Source organism: Streptomyces sp. NPDC056479 (assembly GCF_042795335.1).
Lineage (GTDB): Bacteria > Actinomycetota > Actinomycetes > Streptomycetales > Streptomycetaceae > Streptomyces.
Window position 1 is genome coordinate 282,527 of record NZ_JBHTRZ010000007.1, and the last position, 14,141, is coordinate 296,667.

Here is a 14,141-nt window from a genome sequence, read left to right on the forward strand (position 1 = left end):
CGCTCCGGCCCCGTTGTCCAACCCGTCGCATCACGGACGGGTGATCCTTCCGCAGAGGCGCATGATGCCTCTCACCGCGCCACTACACTGCCGTACTACATACGCGTCAGGCCCACAGCGTCGTGCGTCTTCCACGCGGACCACCCCTCCACCGCCTGCGGCCGTCGGGACGGCCGTCCGCATTGGACATGTGAGGACTCACGTGAGCTCGAAACCCGTCGTACTCATCGCCGAAGAGCTGTCGCCCGCGACCGTGGACGCGCTCGGCCCCGACTTCGAGATCCGGCATTGCAACGGAGCGGACCGAGCCGAGCTGCTCCCGGCCATCGCCGACGTGGACGCGATTCTGATCCGTTCCGCCACCAAGGTCGACGCCGAGGCGGTCGCCGCCGCGCGCAAGCTCAAGGTCGTCGCGCGAGCCGGCGTCGGCCTGGACAACGTCGACGTCTCCGCCGCCACCAAGGCCGGCGTGATGGTCGTCAACGCCCCCACCTCGAACATCGTGACCGCGGCCGAGCTGGCCTGCGGTCTTCTCGTCGCCACCGCCCGCCACATCCCGCAGGCCAACGCCGCGCTGAAGAACGGCGAGTGGAAGCGCAGCAAGTACACGGGCGTCGAGCTCGCCGAGAAGACCCTCGGTGTCGTCGGACTGGGCCGGATCGGTGCGCTGGTCGCCCAGCGCATGTCCGGCTTCGGGATGAAGGTCGTCGCCTACGACCCCTACATCCAGCCCGCGCGCGCCGCGCAGATGGGCGTCAAGGTGCTGTCCCTGGACGAGTTGCTCGAGGTCTCCGACTTCATCACCGTCCACCTGCCCAAGACCCCCGAGACCGTCGGCCTCATCGGCGACGAGGCGCTGCGCAAGGTCAAGCCGAGCGTGCGCATCGTCAACGCCGCCCGCGGTGGCATCGTCGACGAGGAGGCGCTGTACTCCGCCCTCAAGGAGGGCCGGGTCGCCGGTGCCGGTCTCGACGTGTACGCGAAGGAGCCCTGCACGGACTCCCCGCTCTTCGAGTTCGACCAGGTCGTCGCCACCCCGCACCTCGGTGCCTCCACCGACGAGGCGCAGGAGAAGGCCGGTATCGCCGTCGCCCGCTCGGTGCGGCTCGCCCTCGCCGGTGAGCTCGTGCCCGACGCGGTGAACGTCCAGGGCGGCGTCATCGCCGAGGACGTCAAGCCGGGTCTGCCGCTCGCCGAGCGCCTGGGCCGGATCTTCACGGCGCTCGCCGGTGAGGTCGCGGTCCGCCTCGACGTCGAGGTGTACGGCGAGATCACCCAGCACGATGTGAAGGTGCTGGAGCTGTCCGCGCTCAAGGGTGTCTTCGAGGACGTCGTCGACGAGACCGTCTCGTACGTCAACGCCCCGCTGTTCGCGCAGGAGCGCGGCGTCGAGGTGCGGCTGACGACCAGCTCGGAGGCGACCGACCACCGCAACGTCGTCACCGTGCGCGGCACGCTCTCGGGCGGCGAGGAGGTGTCGGTCTCCGGCACGCTGGCCGGCCCCAAGCACCTCCAGAAGATCGTCGCGGTCGGCGAGTACGACGTGGATCTCGCGCTCGCCGACCACATGGCGGTGCTGCGGTACGAGGACCGGCCGGGTGTCGTCGGCACCGTCGGCCGCATCCTCGGTGAGGCCGGGATCAACATCGCCGGGATGCAGGTTTCGCGTGCGGTCGCCGGAGGCGAGGCGCTGGCGGTCCTGACGGTGGACGACACCGTGACGCAGGCGGTGCTGACGGAGGTGGCCGAGGAGATCGGCGCGACGTCGGCCCGGTCGGTGAACCTGGTCTGACATCGCCTTCTCAAACGCCGGACGTGCTGAGTTCGCTCTGCTCGTCCGGCGTTTCGCATGCCGGCTCCCGCACCTCGACTCGCCGCAGCGTGACCGCCGCCAGCACCGCCGCGCCCACCAGCAGCACCGCCCCCGCGATCGCCGCCCCCTGCATCCCGCTGGTGAACGCCTCCCGCGCCGCCGCGGCCAGGCCCGGGACCCGGTCGGCGACCGCCAGCGCGCCGCCCAGCGTCTCGCGTGCCGCGTCCGGGGCCGACGACGGGATGTCGTGGCGGTAGATCGCCGTACCGATCGAGCCGAGCACCGCCATGCCCAGCGCGCCGCCGAACTCTCCGCCGGTCTCCATCAGGGAGGACGCGGCGCCGGCCCGCTCCACCGGGGCGGTGCCCATCGCGAGGTCCATGATCTGGGACATCACCGTGACGCCTCCGACGGCCAGGACCGCGCACGAGGTCAGCACCAGCCACATCGAGTCCGTTCCGGCGAGGGTCAGCAGCGCGAAGCCGGCCGCGGCGATCACGAAGCCCGCCGTGACGACATAGGCGCGGTTGACGCCCTTCTGCACCAGCTGGGTCGCGATCGGCCCAGCCGCCCCGATCGGCACCGACGGCAGCAGTGCCCACAGGGCCGCCTCCAGAGCGCCCATGCCGAGCACCGACTGCAAGTACTGCGTGGTGAAGTACGACGAGCCCATCACCGCGAACATGCAGACGAGGTTCAGGGCGACCGAGGGCGCGAAGCCCCGCCCCCGGAACAGGGCGGGCGAGATCATCGGTGAGGCGCCCGTGCGCTGGCGGTGCACGAAGAGCGCGGCGAACAGCAGGCCGACGGTGATCGAGACGACGTAGCGGACGTTCCAGCCCTCGGAGGGGATCTCTTTGAGGCCGTAGACCACGGGGAGCACTGCCGCCATCGACAGCGGGACGCTCAGCAGGTCGAAGCGGCCGGGGGCCGGGTTCTTCGACTCGGGGAGCAGGAGCGGGCCGAGGAGCAGCAGGAGCGCCATCGCGGGCAGGTTGACCAGGAAGACCGAGCCCCACCAGAAGTGCTCGACCAGCACGCCGCTCATCACCGAGCCGAGTGCGATCCCGCCGGTCATCACGCCGGACCACACGCCGATCGCCTTCGCGCGCTGGCCGGAGTCGGTGAACATCGTGCGCAGGATGGCCATCGTGGACGGCATCAGGGTCGCGCCGCCGATGCCGAGGACCGCGCGGGCCGCGATCAGCATTTCGGCGCTGTTCGCGTAGGCCGCCGTCAGTGAGGCGGTGCCGAAGGCGGCGGCGCCGAGCAGCAGGAGCCGGCGGTGGCCGATGCGGTCGCCGAGCGAGCCCATCGTCATCAGCAGGCCGGCCAGGACGAAGGCGTAGATGTCGAAGATCCACAGCTGCTGGGTGCCGCTCGGCTCCAGGTCCGCGCTGATCGACGGGACCGCGAAGTAGAGGACCGAGACGTCCATCGAGACCAGCAGCAGCGGCAGCATCAGCACGCCGAGCGCGGTCCATTCGCGCCGGCCGGCGCGGGCCGGCGGGGTGGTGGTGCTGTTCGGGTTCGTTGTCATGCCGGTGAATGTACGCGCGTCTTAAACGCTTGTCTAGAACACTTGTATAAGACGTGCGTTTAGGACGGTTGTATGGATCGGCGGTAGGGTGGTGGTATGGGACACCGTGAGGATCTGCTCGAGGGCGCCAAGCGCTGCCTGCTGGAAAAGGGGTTCGCGCGCACGACGGCGCGGGACATCGTCAAGGAGTCGGGGACCAACCTGGCCTCGATCGGCTACCACTACGGCTCGAAGGACGCGCTGCTGGCGCAGGCGTACGTATCGCTGGTCGAGGGGATGAGCGATGCCTTCGACGGCGACGGGAGTGCCGGGATCACCGCCGAGCCGGGCTCGTTCGAAAGGTTCCAGCAGGTGTGGTCGAACATCATCGGCACCATGCGGGAGCCCGGTTCCATGTGGCGGCTCAGCATGGAGATCGTCGTCATGGGCGACCGGCTGCCCGAGCTCCGCGACCGTCTGGCGGCGGCTCAGCGGGAGGCCGGGCGAGGACTGATTCCGTTGCTCATGGGCGGACGGGAGGAGGACGTCCCGGAGGAGGTCGTCGACACCCTCGGCATGTTCTACGTGACCCTGATGACCGGACTCATCGCGCAGTGGCAGTTCGACCCGAAGACCGCCCCCGGCGCGGAACAGCTCACCGAGGGACTGCGTCAGGTGATTGAGGCGGCCACGAGGAAGTGACCCGCCCCTCGCGCATTCCGGGGTGAGGTTCTGGCCGGCGCCTGTCGTTGCGGCCGTCCGCAGGGTGCGGATGATTGATCCCATGCAGCCCGAGATGCCCGCGGCGGACGCCGAGGCGGAGGTTCTGATCGTCGGTGGCGGGCCCGTCGGGCTCACCGCCCGCGCACTGCTCGAACGCTGGGGCGTGCGGACCCTGCTGGTCGAGAAGCGCCGTGAGCTTTCGCCTTTTCCACGGTCCCGGCTGGTCAACGTGCGCTCGATGGAGATCTTCCGGCAGCTCGAACTCGCCGAGCGGATCAAGGCGGCCGCGTTCGCACCGGAGTACGGCCGGATCCGCTTCCGTGACACGCTGCACGCCCCCGACTTCGCCACGGCGGCGATGATCGGGGTCAACGGGCCGGTGCCCGAGAGTCCCGTGACCGGAGTGGTCACCTCCCAGGATCGGTTGGAGCCCACGCTGCTGGGCGCGGCCGGCTCGGAGGTGCGGTTCGGGGCCGAGCTCGTCGACCTGGCCGAGGAGGACGGGAGTGCCGTGGCTCTGCTCGTCGACCACGGCAGCGGCGAGGAAACGCGCGTCCGTGCCCGTTACGTACTGGCCGCCGACGGCGCGAACTCCACCGTCCGGGAACGGCTGGGCATCGGCACCGAGGGACCCGGCGCGGTCGGCAGAGTGACCACCGTCGTCTTCGACGCCGACCTCGACCACTGGTCCGCCCGCCAACCCGCAGGGGTCTACCTCACCTCCCAGGGATCGTTCCTGCCGCTCTATCCCGAGGGAGGCTGGGCCCTGTTCGTGCCCACACCCGAGGACACCGACGGCGCCGACTGGTCCGGCCTCGTCTCGCGCTCCCTGGGCGCCGATGCGGAAGTCGACGTGCTGCGGGTGCAGCACTGGGTGGTGAACGCCTTCGTCGCCGAGCGCTTCCGCCACGGCCGGGTCCTGCTCGCCGGCGACGCGGCGCACGCGATCCCGCCCGCCGGCGGTCTGGGCATGAACGTCGGCGTGGCCGATGTGCACAACCTCTGCTGGAAACTGGCCGGTGTGCTGCGCGGTTGGGCCGGACCGGAGCTTCTGGACACCTACGACACGGAACGGCGGCCGGTCGCCCACCGGACCCTCGGCCAGGCCGTGGAGAACTCCAGGATGATGTTCCAGGTGCAGGACGTGCGCCGGGAACAGCTGCAGCTGGGCGCGGCCCATACGGCGGACCAGGTCCAACCGCCCTGGTCGGAACAGTACTTCGCGCAACTCGGTCTCGTACTCGGCGCCGCCTACCGCTCCCGAGCCGTCCTGACCGGGGACGGCACCCCACCGGAGCCGCCCGAGACGGGCACGGCCTACGTCCCCACGGCCGAACCGGGCCACCGTGTGCCGCATCTCTGGCTCACGGACAGCCGCTCCACCCTCGACGCGTTCGGCGAGTGGTTCACCCTGCTCACCAAAGCCCGGGGGGAGTCACCCGGCGCCCCGCCCTGGCCGCTGCGCGTCGAGACCCTGCCCGCCGAGCACCCCGGCCTCCAGGGCCTGGGCCCGCACGGAGCACTGCTCGTCCGCCCCGACGGCCACATCGCCGCCCGCTGGAGCGACGGCCCGCCGAGCCGCACCGCGCTGCACGACGCCCTCACCGCCATCACGGCCCGCTGACCGAGCGCCAGGGCTACAGCCGAGCCCCCTTCAACGCCATGTGCAACAGCAGCCGGTCCTCCCCGTCGTCCAGATCCAGGCCGGTGAGCTGTTCGACGCGGGAGAGGCGGTAGTACAGGGTCTGGCGGTGGATGCCGAGTTCGCCGGCGGTGCGGCCGGCCTGGCCCGCGCAGTCCAGGTAGACCTCGGCGGTGCGGGCGAGCTCGTGGTGGGCGGGGGAGAGGAGCGGGGCGACGGCTGGGTCGTGGACAGTCTCCTGGGAGAGCGAGGTCAGCAGGCGGTACGGGCCGATGCGCGACCACTCCGCCACCGGGCCGAGCCGCGGTTCCGCCAGGGCCGCGCGGGCCGCGGCCGACGCCTCCTGCCAGACCGTGCCCAGGTCGGCGAGGCCGGTGCGGGGGTCGCCGAGGCCGGCCGCCGCCTGTGCCCTGCCCTGCGCGGGAGAACGGGCGCTGGGGCCCTCCTTGAGCAGGCGGGACGCCGCCGCCAGCGCCGCCGTGCGCACCTCGGGCGAGCGCAGCCGGACCAGCACCGCGAGGCCCTGTCCGTCGGCACCCCACGGCAGCGTGCACAGCGCGGTCGCGTGCGGCACCGTCCGCACCGACGGGGCGTCGTCGGGGTCGGCCGAGGGCCAGGGGGCCACGCAGACCACCGTATGGACGCCGTCCGCACGCGCACCCAGGGCCGTGCGCAGCTCGGCGACCGCCATGTCCCCCTGCCAGCCGCGCTCCGCGGTCAGCACCGCCCTCAGTTCCCGGCTGAGGTCGGCACCGTGCTGTGCCTCGTCCGCGAGCAGCGCGCCGATCCGGGCGGTCACCTCCATCGCGGCCGTCAGCTGCTGGTCCGTGGGGCCCGGGTCGTCGTCGAGGAGCCAGACGTAGCCCAGGACGACACCCCTATGGCGTACCGGGAGGCAGATACGTCCGCGGTACACCCCCGCCTCGGGGGTGCGCGGGATCCGCACCGGGCCGGTCGCGCGTGTGATGCCGAAGCCCTCGAACCAGGTCCGTACGGCCGCCGTCGAGCGGCGCGTCAGGATCGAGCGGGTGCGCACGGGGTCCAGGGCCGCCGCGTCGAGGTCGTCCTCGCTGTCGTAGGCACCGAAGGCGATCAGCTCGAAGTCCCGGTTCTCCAGTGTCGCGGGGGCGCCCAGGAGCTCCGAGATCTCGTCGACCAGCTCCTGATAGTCACCCTTGAATTCGGACGTCACCCGGGCATTCTCCCGCATTTTCCGAGGGCCTTCATACATCTGTCTGAGATCTGTGGCACGGATGCGTGACAGCTGTCGATGGCCGACGATCGGAGGGATCCTTAGGTTTCACGGTGGTTCTCCGTGCCGTCCCCGAATGGTTGGGGCTCGGCTGCTTTTCTGCTGTCTGTGGAGGTGCCCCGTGCTGGGTCCCGTGATTCTTGCCGCGTCGCGCAGCGACCGGATGCGACGCCTGATCTCGGCTGCCCCGGTGACAAAGCAGGTCGTCGACCGCTTCATCCCGGGTGAGACGGTCGACGAGATCGTGCCGATCATCCGGGAGCTCAGCGACCGGGGCCTGGAGCTGACGATGGACGTCGTCGGCGAGGACATCACCCGCCCGGAGCAGGCCGCGGCCGCCCGGGACGCCTATCTGGCGCTCATCGACCGGCTGGGGGAGCTGGAGCTGGGTACCACGGCCGAGATGTCCGTGAAGCTGTCCATGTTCGGGCAGGCGCTGGAGGGCGGCCACGAGCTGGCCCTCGCCAACGTCCGGCCGGTCGTCGAGGCCGCCGCCGCGATCGGTACGACCGTCACGCTCGACGCCGAGGACCACACCACCCTCGACTCGATGTTCGCCATCCACGACGAGCTGCGGAAGGACTTCCCGCAGACCGGCTGCGTCATCCAGGCCTACCTCTTCCGCACCGAGGCCGACGCCCGCCGCCTCGCGGAGAGCGGCAGCCGGGTACGGCTCGTCAAGGGCGCCTACAAGGAGCCCGTCGAGGTCGCCTACCAGCAGAAACACGAGATCGACAAGGCGTACGTCCGGATCCTGAAGGTTCTGATGGAGGGCGCCGGGTACCCGATGATCGGCTCCCACGACCCGCGCCTGATCTCCATCGCCCAGGAACTGGCCCGCACGGCCGGGCGCAAGCTCGACGAGTACGAGTTCCAGATGCTGTACGGCATCCGCAGCGACGAGCACCTGCGCCTCGCCGCCGAGGGCCACCGCATGCGCGTCTACACCGCCTACGGCACCGACTGGTACGGCTACTTCATGCGGCGACTGGCCGAGAAGCCGGCCAACCTGCGCTTCTTCGCCCGCAGCATGCTCACCCGAGGTTGAGAAATGACGCACACGCAGAGGCCTTTCTGCCGGGGGTCCGGGGGTTGTCCCCCGGGAAAGCACAGTTTCGCCCGCAGCATGATCAGCAAGGGCTGAGCCCGAACACCCGCTCAAGTTCAAGGAGTTACGGATCTCATGGACGCTGTGACCCAGGTCCCCACCCCCGTCAACGAGCCGGTGCACGGCTACGCCCCCGGCTCGCCCGAGCGCGCCCGCCTGGAGGTCAAGCTCAAGGAGCTGGCCGAGAACCCGATCGACCTGCCGATGACCATCGGCGGCGAGAAGCGGATGGGCGGCGGTGACCGCGTCGACGTCGTGCAGCCGCACAACCACAAGGCCCGCCTCGGCACCTACGGCAACGCCACCCAGCAGGACGCCCAGGACGCCATCGACGCGGCCCTGGCCGCCGCGCCGGCCTGGCGCGCGATGTCCTTCGACGACCGCGCCGCGATCATCCTGCGCGCCGCCGAGCTGCTGGCGGGCCCCTGGCGCGAGACGCTGGCCGCCTCGACCATGCTCGGTCAGTCCAAGACCGCCCAGCAGGCCGAGATCGACACCCCCTGCGAGCTCGTCGACTTCTGGCGCTTCAACGTCAAGTACGCCCGTGACCTGCTCGCCGAGCAGCCCCCGGCGAACTCCCCGGGCGTCTGGAACCGCCTCGACCACCGTCCGCTCGAGGGCTTCGTCTACGCGATCACGCCGTTCAACTTCACGGCCATCGCGGGCAACCTGCCCACCGCGCCCGCGCTGATGGGCAACGTGGTGGTCTGGAAGCCGTCCCCGACGCAGACCCACGCCGCCGTGCTGCTGCTTCAGCTGCTTGAGGAGGCCGGTCTGCCCAAGGGCGTCATCAACCTCGTCACCGGTGACGGCATCGAGGTCTCCAAGGTCGCTCTGGAGCACCGCGACCTCGCCGGCATCCACTTCACCGGCTCGACCAAGACCTTCCAGTACCTGTGGAGGACGGTCGGCAACAACATCGAGAAGTACCGCTCCTACCCGCGCATCGTCGGCGAGACCGGCGGCAAGGACTTCGTCGTCGCCCACCCGAGCGCCGACAAGGCGGTCCTGAAGACGGCGCTGACCCGCGGTGCCTTCGAGTACCAGGGCCAGAAGTGCTCGGCGACCTCCCGGGCGTACATCCCCGCCTCGATCTGGAACTCCGGCTTCAAGGAGGAGTTCGCGACCGAGGTCGACTACATCACCATGGGTGACGTCACCGACCTGTCCAACTTCATCGGCGCCGTCATCGACGAGCGTGCCTTCGCCAAGAACAAGGCCGCCATCGACCGTGCGAAGTCCGACCCGACCTGCACGATCGTCGCGGGCGGCTCCTACGACGACTCGGTCGGCTACTTCGTCCGCCCGACCGTCGTCGAGTGCAGCGACCCGGAGAACGAGGTCTTCACCACCGAGTACTTCGGCCCGTTCCTCGCCGTGCACGTCTACGAGGACGACAAGTACGACGAGATGCTGGAGCAGATGGAGTCGGTGTCCGCCTACGCGCTGACCGGCTCGGTCATCTCGGGTGACCGCGCGGCGGCCGCGTACACGATGGAGAAGCTGCGCTACGCGGCCGGCAACTTCTACATCAACGACAAGTCGACCGGCGCCGTCGTCGGCCAGCAGCCCTTCGGCGGCGGCCGTGCCTCCGGCACCAACGACAAGGCCGGCGCCCCGCAGAACCTGATGCGCTGGACGCTGACCCGCGCCATCAAGGAGACGCTGGTCGCGCCGACCGACTACACGTACCCGCACATGGGCTGACACGCCGACTCGACGGCAAAGGGCCGGGTCCTGAGCGGACCCGGCCCTTTGCCGTGCGGTGGCGGTCGCGCTGCGGTGAGCTACTCGGCGATCTCCGTGCGCTCCCACCACTCGTAGACCGGCAGCGCGCCCTCCGGGGTGTTCGCCTGTCGCGTCGTCGGCCGGAAGTGTTCGTACCCACCGCGCAGCTTGATCTTGACGTCCGGGCCGGGGGACGGGGCAGGGACGACCCGTTCGGGCAGGTCGTCCGGGCCGCCCTCGAGGAACACTTTCGCCGTGTCGTTCATGACCTCACCGTTCCCCTCGCCGTGACCGTCTGTCCCGTGCCGCCCGGAGGATCAGCCGAGTGGGCGATCCCCGGCAGCGGTCGGCCGGCGGTGCCGATACTGGACGGATGACCACGACCGCGTCCGCACCCACGTCGCGCACCGCACACACCGCCGACCTCACCCCCGCCGAACTGCGCGCCATCCGCGCCCTGTTGGACGACGCCTTCGACGGCGACTTCTCCGACGAGGACTTCGAGCACGGCCTCGGCGGGATGCATGCCCTCGTCCATGACGACGCCGGGCGGCTCGTCGCTCACGGGTCGGTGGTCATGCGGCGGGTGCGGCACCGGGGCCGGTGGCTGCGGGTCGGGTACGTCGAGGCGGTCGGCGTCCGCGCCGATGCGCGCCGCACGGGGCTGGGCGGCCGGGTGATGGCGGAGCTGGAGCGGGTGATCGACCGGGCCTACGACGCGGGGATGCTCTCCGCGAGCGACGAGGGGGCCGCGCTGTACGCCGCCCGGGGGTGGGAGGCGTGGAGCGGACGGGTCTGCGGGCTCGGGCTCGAGGGTGTCGTCCATCTGCCCGAGGAGGAGGGCAGCACCTTTGCGCGGACGGCACTCGCCGGGCCGCTCGATCCCGCATTCGAGCTGGTCTTCGACTGGCGGGACGGAGATGTGCTGTGACGGGCCGTAAGTAGAAAGCGCAGGTCAGCGGCGTGTGACCCACTCGGCCGTCTCAGATAGTAGGAAGTCCGAGTAATTGTGGAGACAGACGCGCTGTCCTCCCTTAGCTTTGTAGAAGCCGAACGTCTCGCTCGATCAAGCGAATGGCGGTCGTGAGCCGGGCCCCGTGCAGGCAACCCCTGCGGCACCGCTCCCCGCCCCACCCGGCGTCTCGTATCCCCCTTGTGTCACTCCCGGATTCTCGAAGGAGTCGATTTCCCATGGCCGAGACGACCGCCCGCCGTCGAGTCCGTCACATCTCCCGCACGAGCGAGTCCGACCGCAAGAACGCCGCGGCCGCCCTCCAGCGCGCCCTCGACCGCAGGGACAACGGCGGCATCACCGGCCACCAGGCCGCCTGAACGCTCCGCTGGGGGCGCCGGGGCAGACCATCGTTCGTCTGCGGCGCCCTTGTGGCTGGTCGCGCAGTTCCCCGCGCCCCTTCGGGGCGCCGGCCGCCCAACCAAAAAGCCGGGAGCCGCGCCCGACCGAGGTGCGGCGCGTGGCCTCATGCCCCGCGCCGCACCTCGAAGTGATCGATGCGCTCGCCGGTCTGCGCCAGTGCCGACACCTTCAGCCGGGGCTTCGCGCCGCTCTCCGCCTCCACCGCGAGGAAGGAGAAACCCCGGTAGCGCACCCGCGACCACTGCACGCTCTCCGGCTTGGTGTTGCGTGACTTGGTCCACTTGAAGGTGTCGACCGACTCCCGCTCGGTCACATGCCCCTCGTAGCTCTCCTCGACGCCCGGAGGGAAGCCGTACAGCTCCTTGCCGCCGCCGCCCGCCGTGACGTACACGATGCCGTCCCGCGTCGGGTCCGTCGAGGCGCCGATGGGCACCTGCCGGCCGACCTCGCCGTTCTTTATGGCGTCCGTCCGCTCGTAGACGTGGTTGTGCCCGTTGATCACGAGATCCACCTCGTGCTGCGCGAACAGCGGCACCCACTCCGCCCGCACACCCCCGTCGGACGCGTGCGAGGACGTCGAGTAGGCGCAGTGGTGGAAGAAGACGACGATGAAGTCGACGCCCTTCGCCGCCCGCAGCTCACCGAGCCGCTCGTCCAGCCACTTGGTCTGACGGCCGTCCGTGTGGCCCCGGTTGGCGGGAATCTCGTACGACACGTCGTTCGCGTCCAGCGCGACGAAGCCGACGTTGCCGTAGGTGAAGGAGTACACGCCCGGGGCCGTACGGGAATCGAAGCCGCTGTCCGGCAGGGACCAGCGGGCCAGCTGGCCGCCGTAGCCGTCCGGCGAGTACCACGCCTCCATGTCGTGGTTGCCGGTCGTCACCATCCACGGCACCGACTTGGCCACCGACTCGGTCTGCTTGAGGTAACCGTCCCAGTAGCCGGGGTCGTAGGCGTCCGACTCCTTGCCCAGGCCCTTGACGTTCGCGTAGCAGATGTCGCCGGCGTGGAGGTGGAAGGCCGGGTCCTGATCCAGCAGGAGTTTGTCGTTGGTGGCGGCCGCCTCGCTGACGCCCTGGTCGCCGAAGGCCGTGAAGGTGAAGGTCTCCGGGCTCGCGGGAGCCGTGCGGAAGGAGGCGATCGTCGCGCGGTTCTTCGGGGCCGCCGGGTCGAAGCCGTCATGGCCCACGCCGTAGTAGTACGTCGTGCCGGGGCGCAGGGAGTCCAGTGCCGCGTGGACGTAGTACTGCTCCAACGCCGCGCGGATGCCCTGCAGTTCGGGGGTGTACAGATCGCGGATCTCGGCGTCGATCCTGCGGCTCAGGTCGTCGGGCCGCAGGCCGATCCGGACGTACGGCTTCTTCACCGCGGCCGGGATCTGCCAGGAGATCCGCATCTGCGACTTCGGGTCGGCGCCGAAGGCGAGATGGCGGCCGAACGGGACGACGGCCGAGCCCGGCACCTTCGTGAGAGTGGACGCGGACGCCGATACGGAGGGCTTCGCACCGGGTGTGCCCGACGCCGAGCAGCCCGTCAGCAGCCCGCCCGCGACCGCGCCGGCGGTCACCAGCGTGCGGCGCCGGGTCAGCTTGGTGCGCAGGTACTCGTGCTGCTCGGCCATGCTCATCCGCCGGGCGAGCTGCGGGGGGATGCCGAAGTCGGGAACGTCCATGGTGGGAAAGTTCCCAGCGACGGCCAACACCCGTCCTGCATCCGGGTGAACGGCGGTTGAAGCGCAGGAGCCTTCCCCCGTCCGGCTGTCCGCATCGCGGACACCGCATGTCATCCCATGGGACGAGGAGTAGGGTGCCGACATGTCTCGCAGCCTCAATCTCGCAGTGATTCCCGGTGACGGCATCGGCCAGGAGGTCGTGGCCGAAGGCCTGAAGGTCCTCTCCGCCGTCCTCCCGGAGGATGTGAAGCTGGAGACCAAGGAGTACGACTTCGGCGCCAAGCGCTACCACGCCACGGGTGAGACCCTCACCGACGCCGACCTCGACGCCCTGAAGAAGCACGACGCCATCCTGCTGGGCGCGATCGGTGACCCGGGCGTCCCCTCCGGGGTCCTGGAGCGCGGCTTCCTGCTGAAGCTCCGCTTCGCCTTCGACCACCACGTCAACCTGCGTCCGTCGAAGCTCCTTCCGGGTGTCGCCACCCCGCTCGCCGGTGAGCCGAGCATCGACTTCATCGTGGTCCGCGAGGGCACCGAGGGCCCGTACACGGGCAACGGCGGCACCATCCGCAAGGGCACCGAGCACGAGGTCGCCACCGAGGTCTCCGTGAACACGGCCTTCGGTGTCGAGCGTGTGGTCCGCGACGCCTTCGCCCGTGCGCAGGCCCGCCCGCGCAAGAAGCTGGCGCTGATCCACAAGAACAACGTGCTGACCTTCGCCGGTCACCTGTGGACGAACATCTTCAACAAGGTGGCCGAGGAGTTCCCCGAGGTCACCACCGAGTACATGCACGTCGACGCGGCGACCATCTACCTGGTCACCCAGCCCGAGCGCTTCGACGTCATCGTCACCGACAACCTGTTCGGCGACATCATCACCGACCTCGCCGCGGCTGTCTCCGGCGGCATCGGCGTCGCCGCGTCCGGGAACATCAACCCCGGCGGCGAGTTCCCGTCCATGTTCGAGCCGGTCCACGGCTCGGCCCCGGACATCGCCGGCCAGGGCAAGGCCGACCCCACCGCCACGGTCCTGTCCGTCGCCCTGCTCCTGCGCCACCTCGGCCACGACGCCGAGGCCGCCCGCATCGACGAGGCCGTCTCCGTCGACCTCGCGGAGCGCACCGGCAAGCCCGCCCGCAGCACGTCGGAGATCGGCGACGCGCTGGCCGTACGAGTAGCCGGCTGACGCCCGTCGCGCCACTCGAGCAACATTCGAAGCCGTCGGGTCACTTCGCACCCGGCGGCTTCCCCATGTCCGCCGCCGGGTGACACCATCAACCCCTGGATCGCGATTTCACGCCGATCACGT

The 14,141-nt window shown here is 70.2% G+C and carries 12 protein-coding genes; 8 read left to right on the top strand and 4 right to left on the bottom strand.

Annotated features, from left to right (window positions below; genetic code table 11):
• Positions 1-202 precede the first annotated feature (202 nt).
• Positions 203-1,792 (top strand): phosphoglycerate dehydrogenase, encoded by a 1,590-nt coding sequence (gene serA, locus ACFQ6S_RS27575; protein WP_383415182.1) that lies wholly within the window; start codon positions 203-205, stop codon positions 1,790-1,792.
• Between the two features lie 10 nt (positions 1,793-1,802).
• On the opposite strand, the gene ACFQ6S_RS27580 is transcribed toward serA, so the two are convergent.
• Positions 1,803-3,353, bottom strand: a complete 1,551-nt coding sequence (locus tag ACFQ6S_RS27580; protein WP_383415185.1) for an MFS transporter — start codon at positions 3,351-3,353, stop codon at positions 1,803-1,805.
• A 96-nt stretch (positions 3,354-3,449) separates the two neighbouring features.
• Here ACFQ6S_RS27580 and ACFQ6S_RS27585 point away from each other — a divergent pair, with 96 nt between their 5' ends.
• Together ACFQ6S_RS27585 and ACFQ6S_RS27590 are read left to right on the top strand one after the other, a co-directional pair.
• Positions 3,450-4,034, top strand: a complete 585-nt coding sequence (locus ACFQ6S_RS27585; protein ID WP_383415188.1) for a TetR/AcrR family transcriptional regulator — start codon at positions 3,450-3,452, stop codon at positions 4,032-4,034.
• Positions 4,035-4,116: 82 nt separating this feature from the next.
• Positions 4,117-5,679 carry an FAD-dependent monooxygenase gene (locus ACFQ6S_RS27590; protein WP_383415190.1) on the top strand — a complete coding sequence of 521 codons (1,563 nt, stop codon included), beginning with the start codon at positions 4,117-4,119 and terminating at the stop codon, positions 5,677-5,679.
• Positions 5,680-5,692: 13 nt separating this feature from the next.
• Here the strand turns inward: ACFQ6S_RS27590 and ACFQ6S_RS27595 are convergent, their stop codons facing one another.
• The gene (locus ACFQ6S_RS27595) at positions 5,693-6,889 is read right to left on the bottom strand and encodes a PucR family transcriptional regulator (RefSeq protein ID WP_383415193.1); all 1,197 of its coding nucleotides are present in this window, start codon (positions 6,887-6,889) and stop codon (positions 5,693-5,695) included.
• Positions 6,890-7,070: 181 nt separating this feature from the next.
• Between ACFQ6S_RS27595 and ACFQ6S_RS27600 the strand changes: the two genes are divergently transcribed.
• Positions 7,071-7,997 (top strand): proline dehydrogenase family protein, encoded by a 927-nt coding sequence (locus ACFQ6S_RS27600; protein WP_383415196.1) that lies wholly within the window; start codon positions 7,071-7,073, stop codon positions 7,995-7,997.
• 135 nt (positions 7,998-8,132) lie between these two features.
• Complete coding sequence (pruA, locus tag ACFQ6S_RS27605) at positions 8,133-9,764, top strand: L-glutamate gamma-semialdehyde dehydrogenase (RefSeq protein WP_383415198.1); 1,632 nt, start codon at positions 8,133-8,135, stop codon at positions 9,762-9,764.
• An 80-nt stretch (positions 9,765-9,844) separates the two neighbouring features.
• Here pruA and ACFQ6S_RS27610 read toward each other — a convergent pair whose 3' ends face one another.
• Complete coding sequence (locus tag ACFQ6S_RS27610) at positions 9,845-10,051, bottom strand: DUF5988 family protein (protein ID WP_383415201.1); 207 nt, start codon at positions 10,049-10,051, stop codon at positions 9,845-9,847.
• Between the two features lie 107 nt (positions 10,052-10,158).
• Between ACFQ6S_RS27610 and ACFQ6S_RS27615 the strand changes: the two genes are divergently transcribed.
• Complete coding sequence (locus tag ACFQ6S_RS27615) at positions 10,159-10,716, top strand: GNAT family N-acetyltransferase (protein WP_383415204.1); 558 nt, start codon at positions 10,159-10,161, stop codon at positions 10,714-10,716.
• Positions 10,717-10,976: 260 nt separating this feature from the next.
• Positions 10,977-11,117, top strand: a complete 141-nt coding sequence (locus ACFQ6S_RS27620) for a hypothetical protein (protein ID WP_383415207.1) — start codon at positions 10,977-10,979, stop codon at positions 11,115-11,117.
• 146 nt (positions 11,118-11,263) lie between these two features.
• Here the strand turns inward: ACFQ6S_RS27620 and ACFQ6S_RS27625 are convergent, their stop codons facing one another.
• A complete protein-coding gene (locus ACFQ6S_RS27625) occupies positions 11,264-12,832 on the bottom strand; it encodes a purple acid phosphatase family protein (RefSeq protein WP_383415210.1) in 1,569 nt (522 codons plus the stop codon).
• Positions 12,833-12,974: 142 nt separating this feature from the next.
• Here ACFQ6S_RS27625 and ACFQ6S_RS27630 point away from each other — a divergent pair, with 142 nt between their 5' ends.
• The gene (locus tag ACFQ6S_RS27630; protein ID WP_383415212.1) at positions 12,975-14,018 is read left to right on the top strand and encodes a 3-isopropylmalate dehydrogenase; all 1,044 of its coding nucleotides are present in this window, start codon (positions 12,975-12,977) and stop codon (positions 14,016-14,018) included.
• The last annotated feature ends 123 nt before the right edge of the window (positions 14,019-14,141 follow it).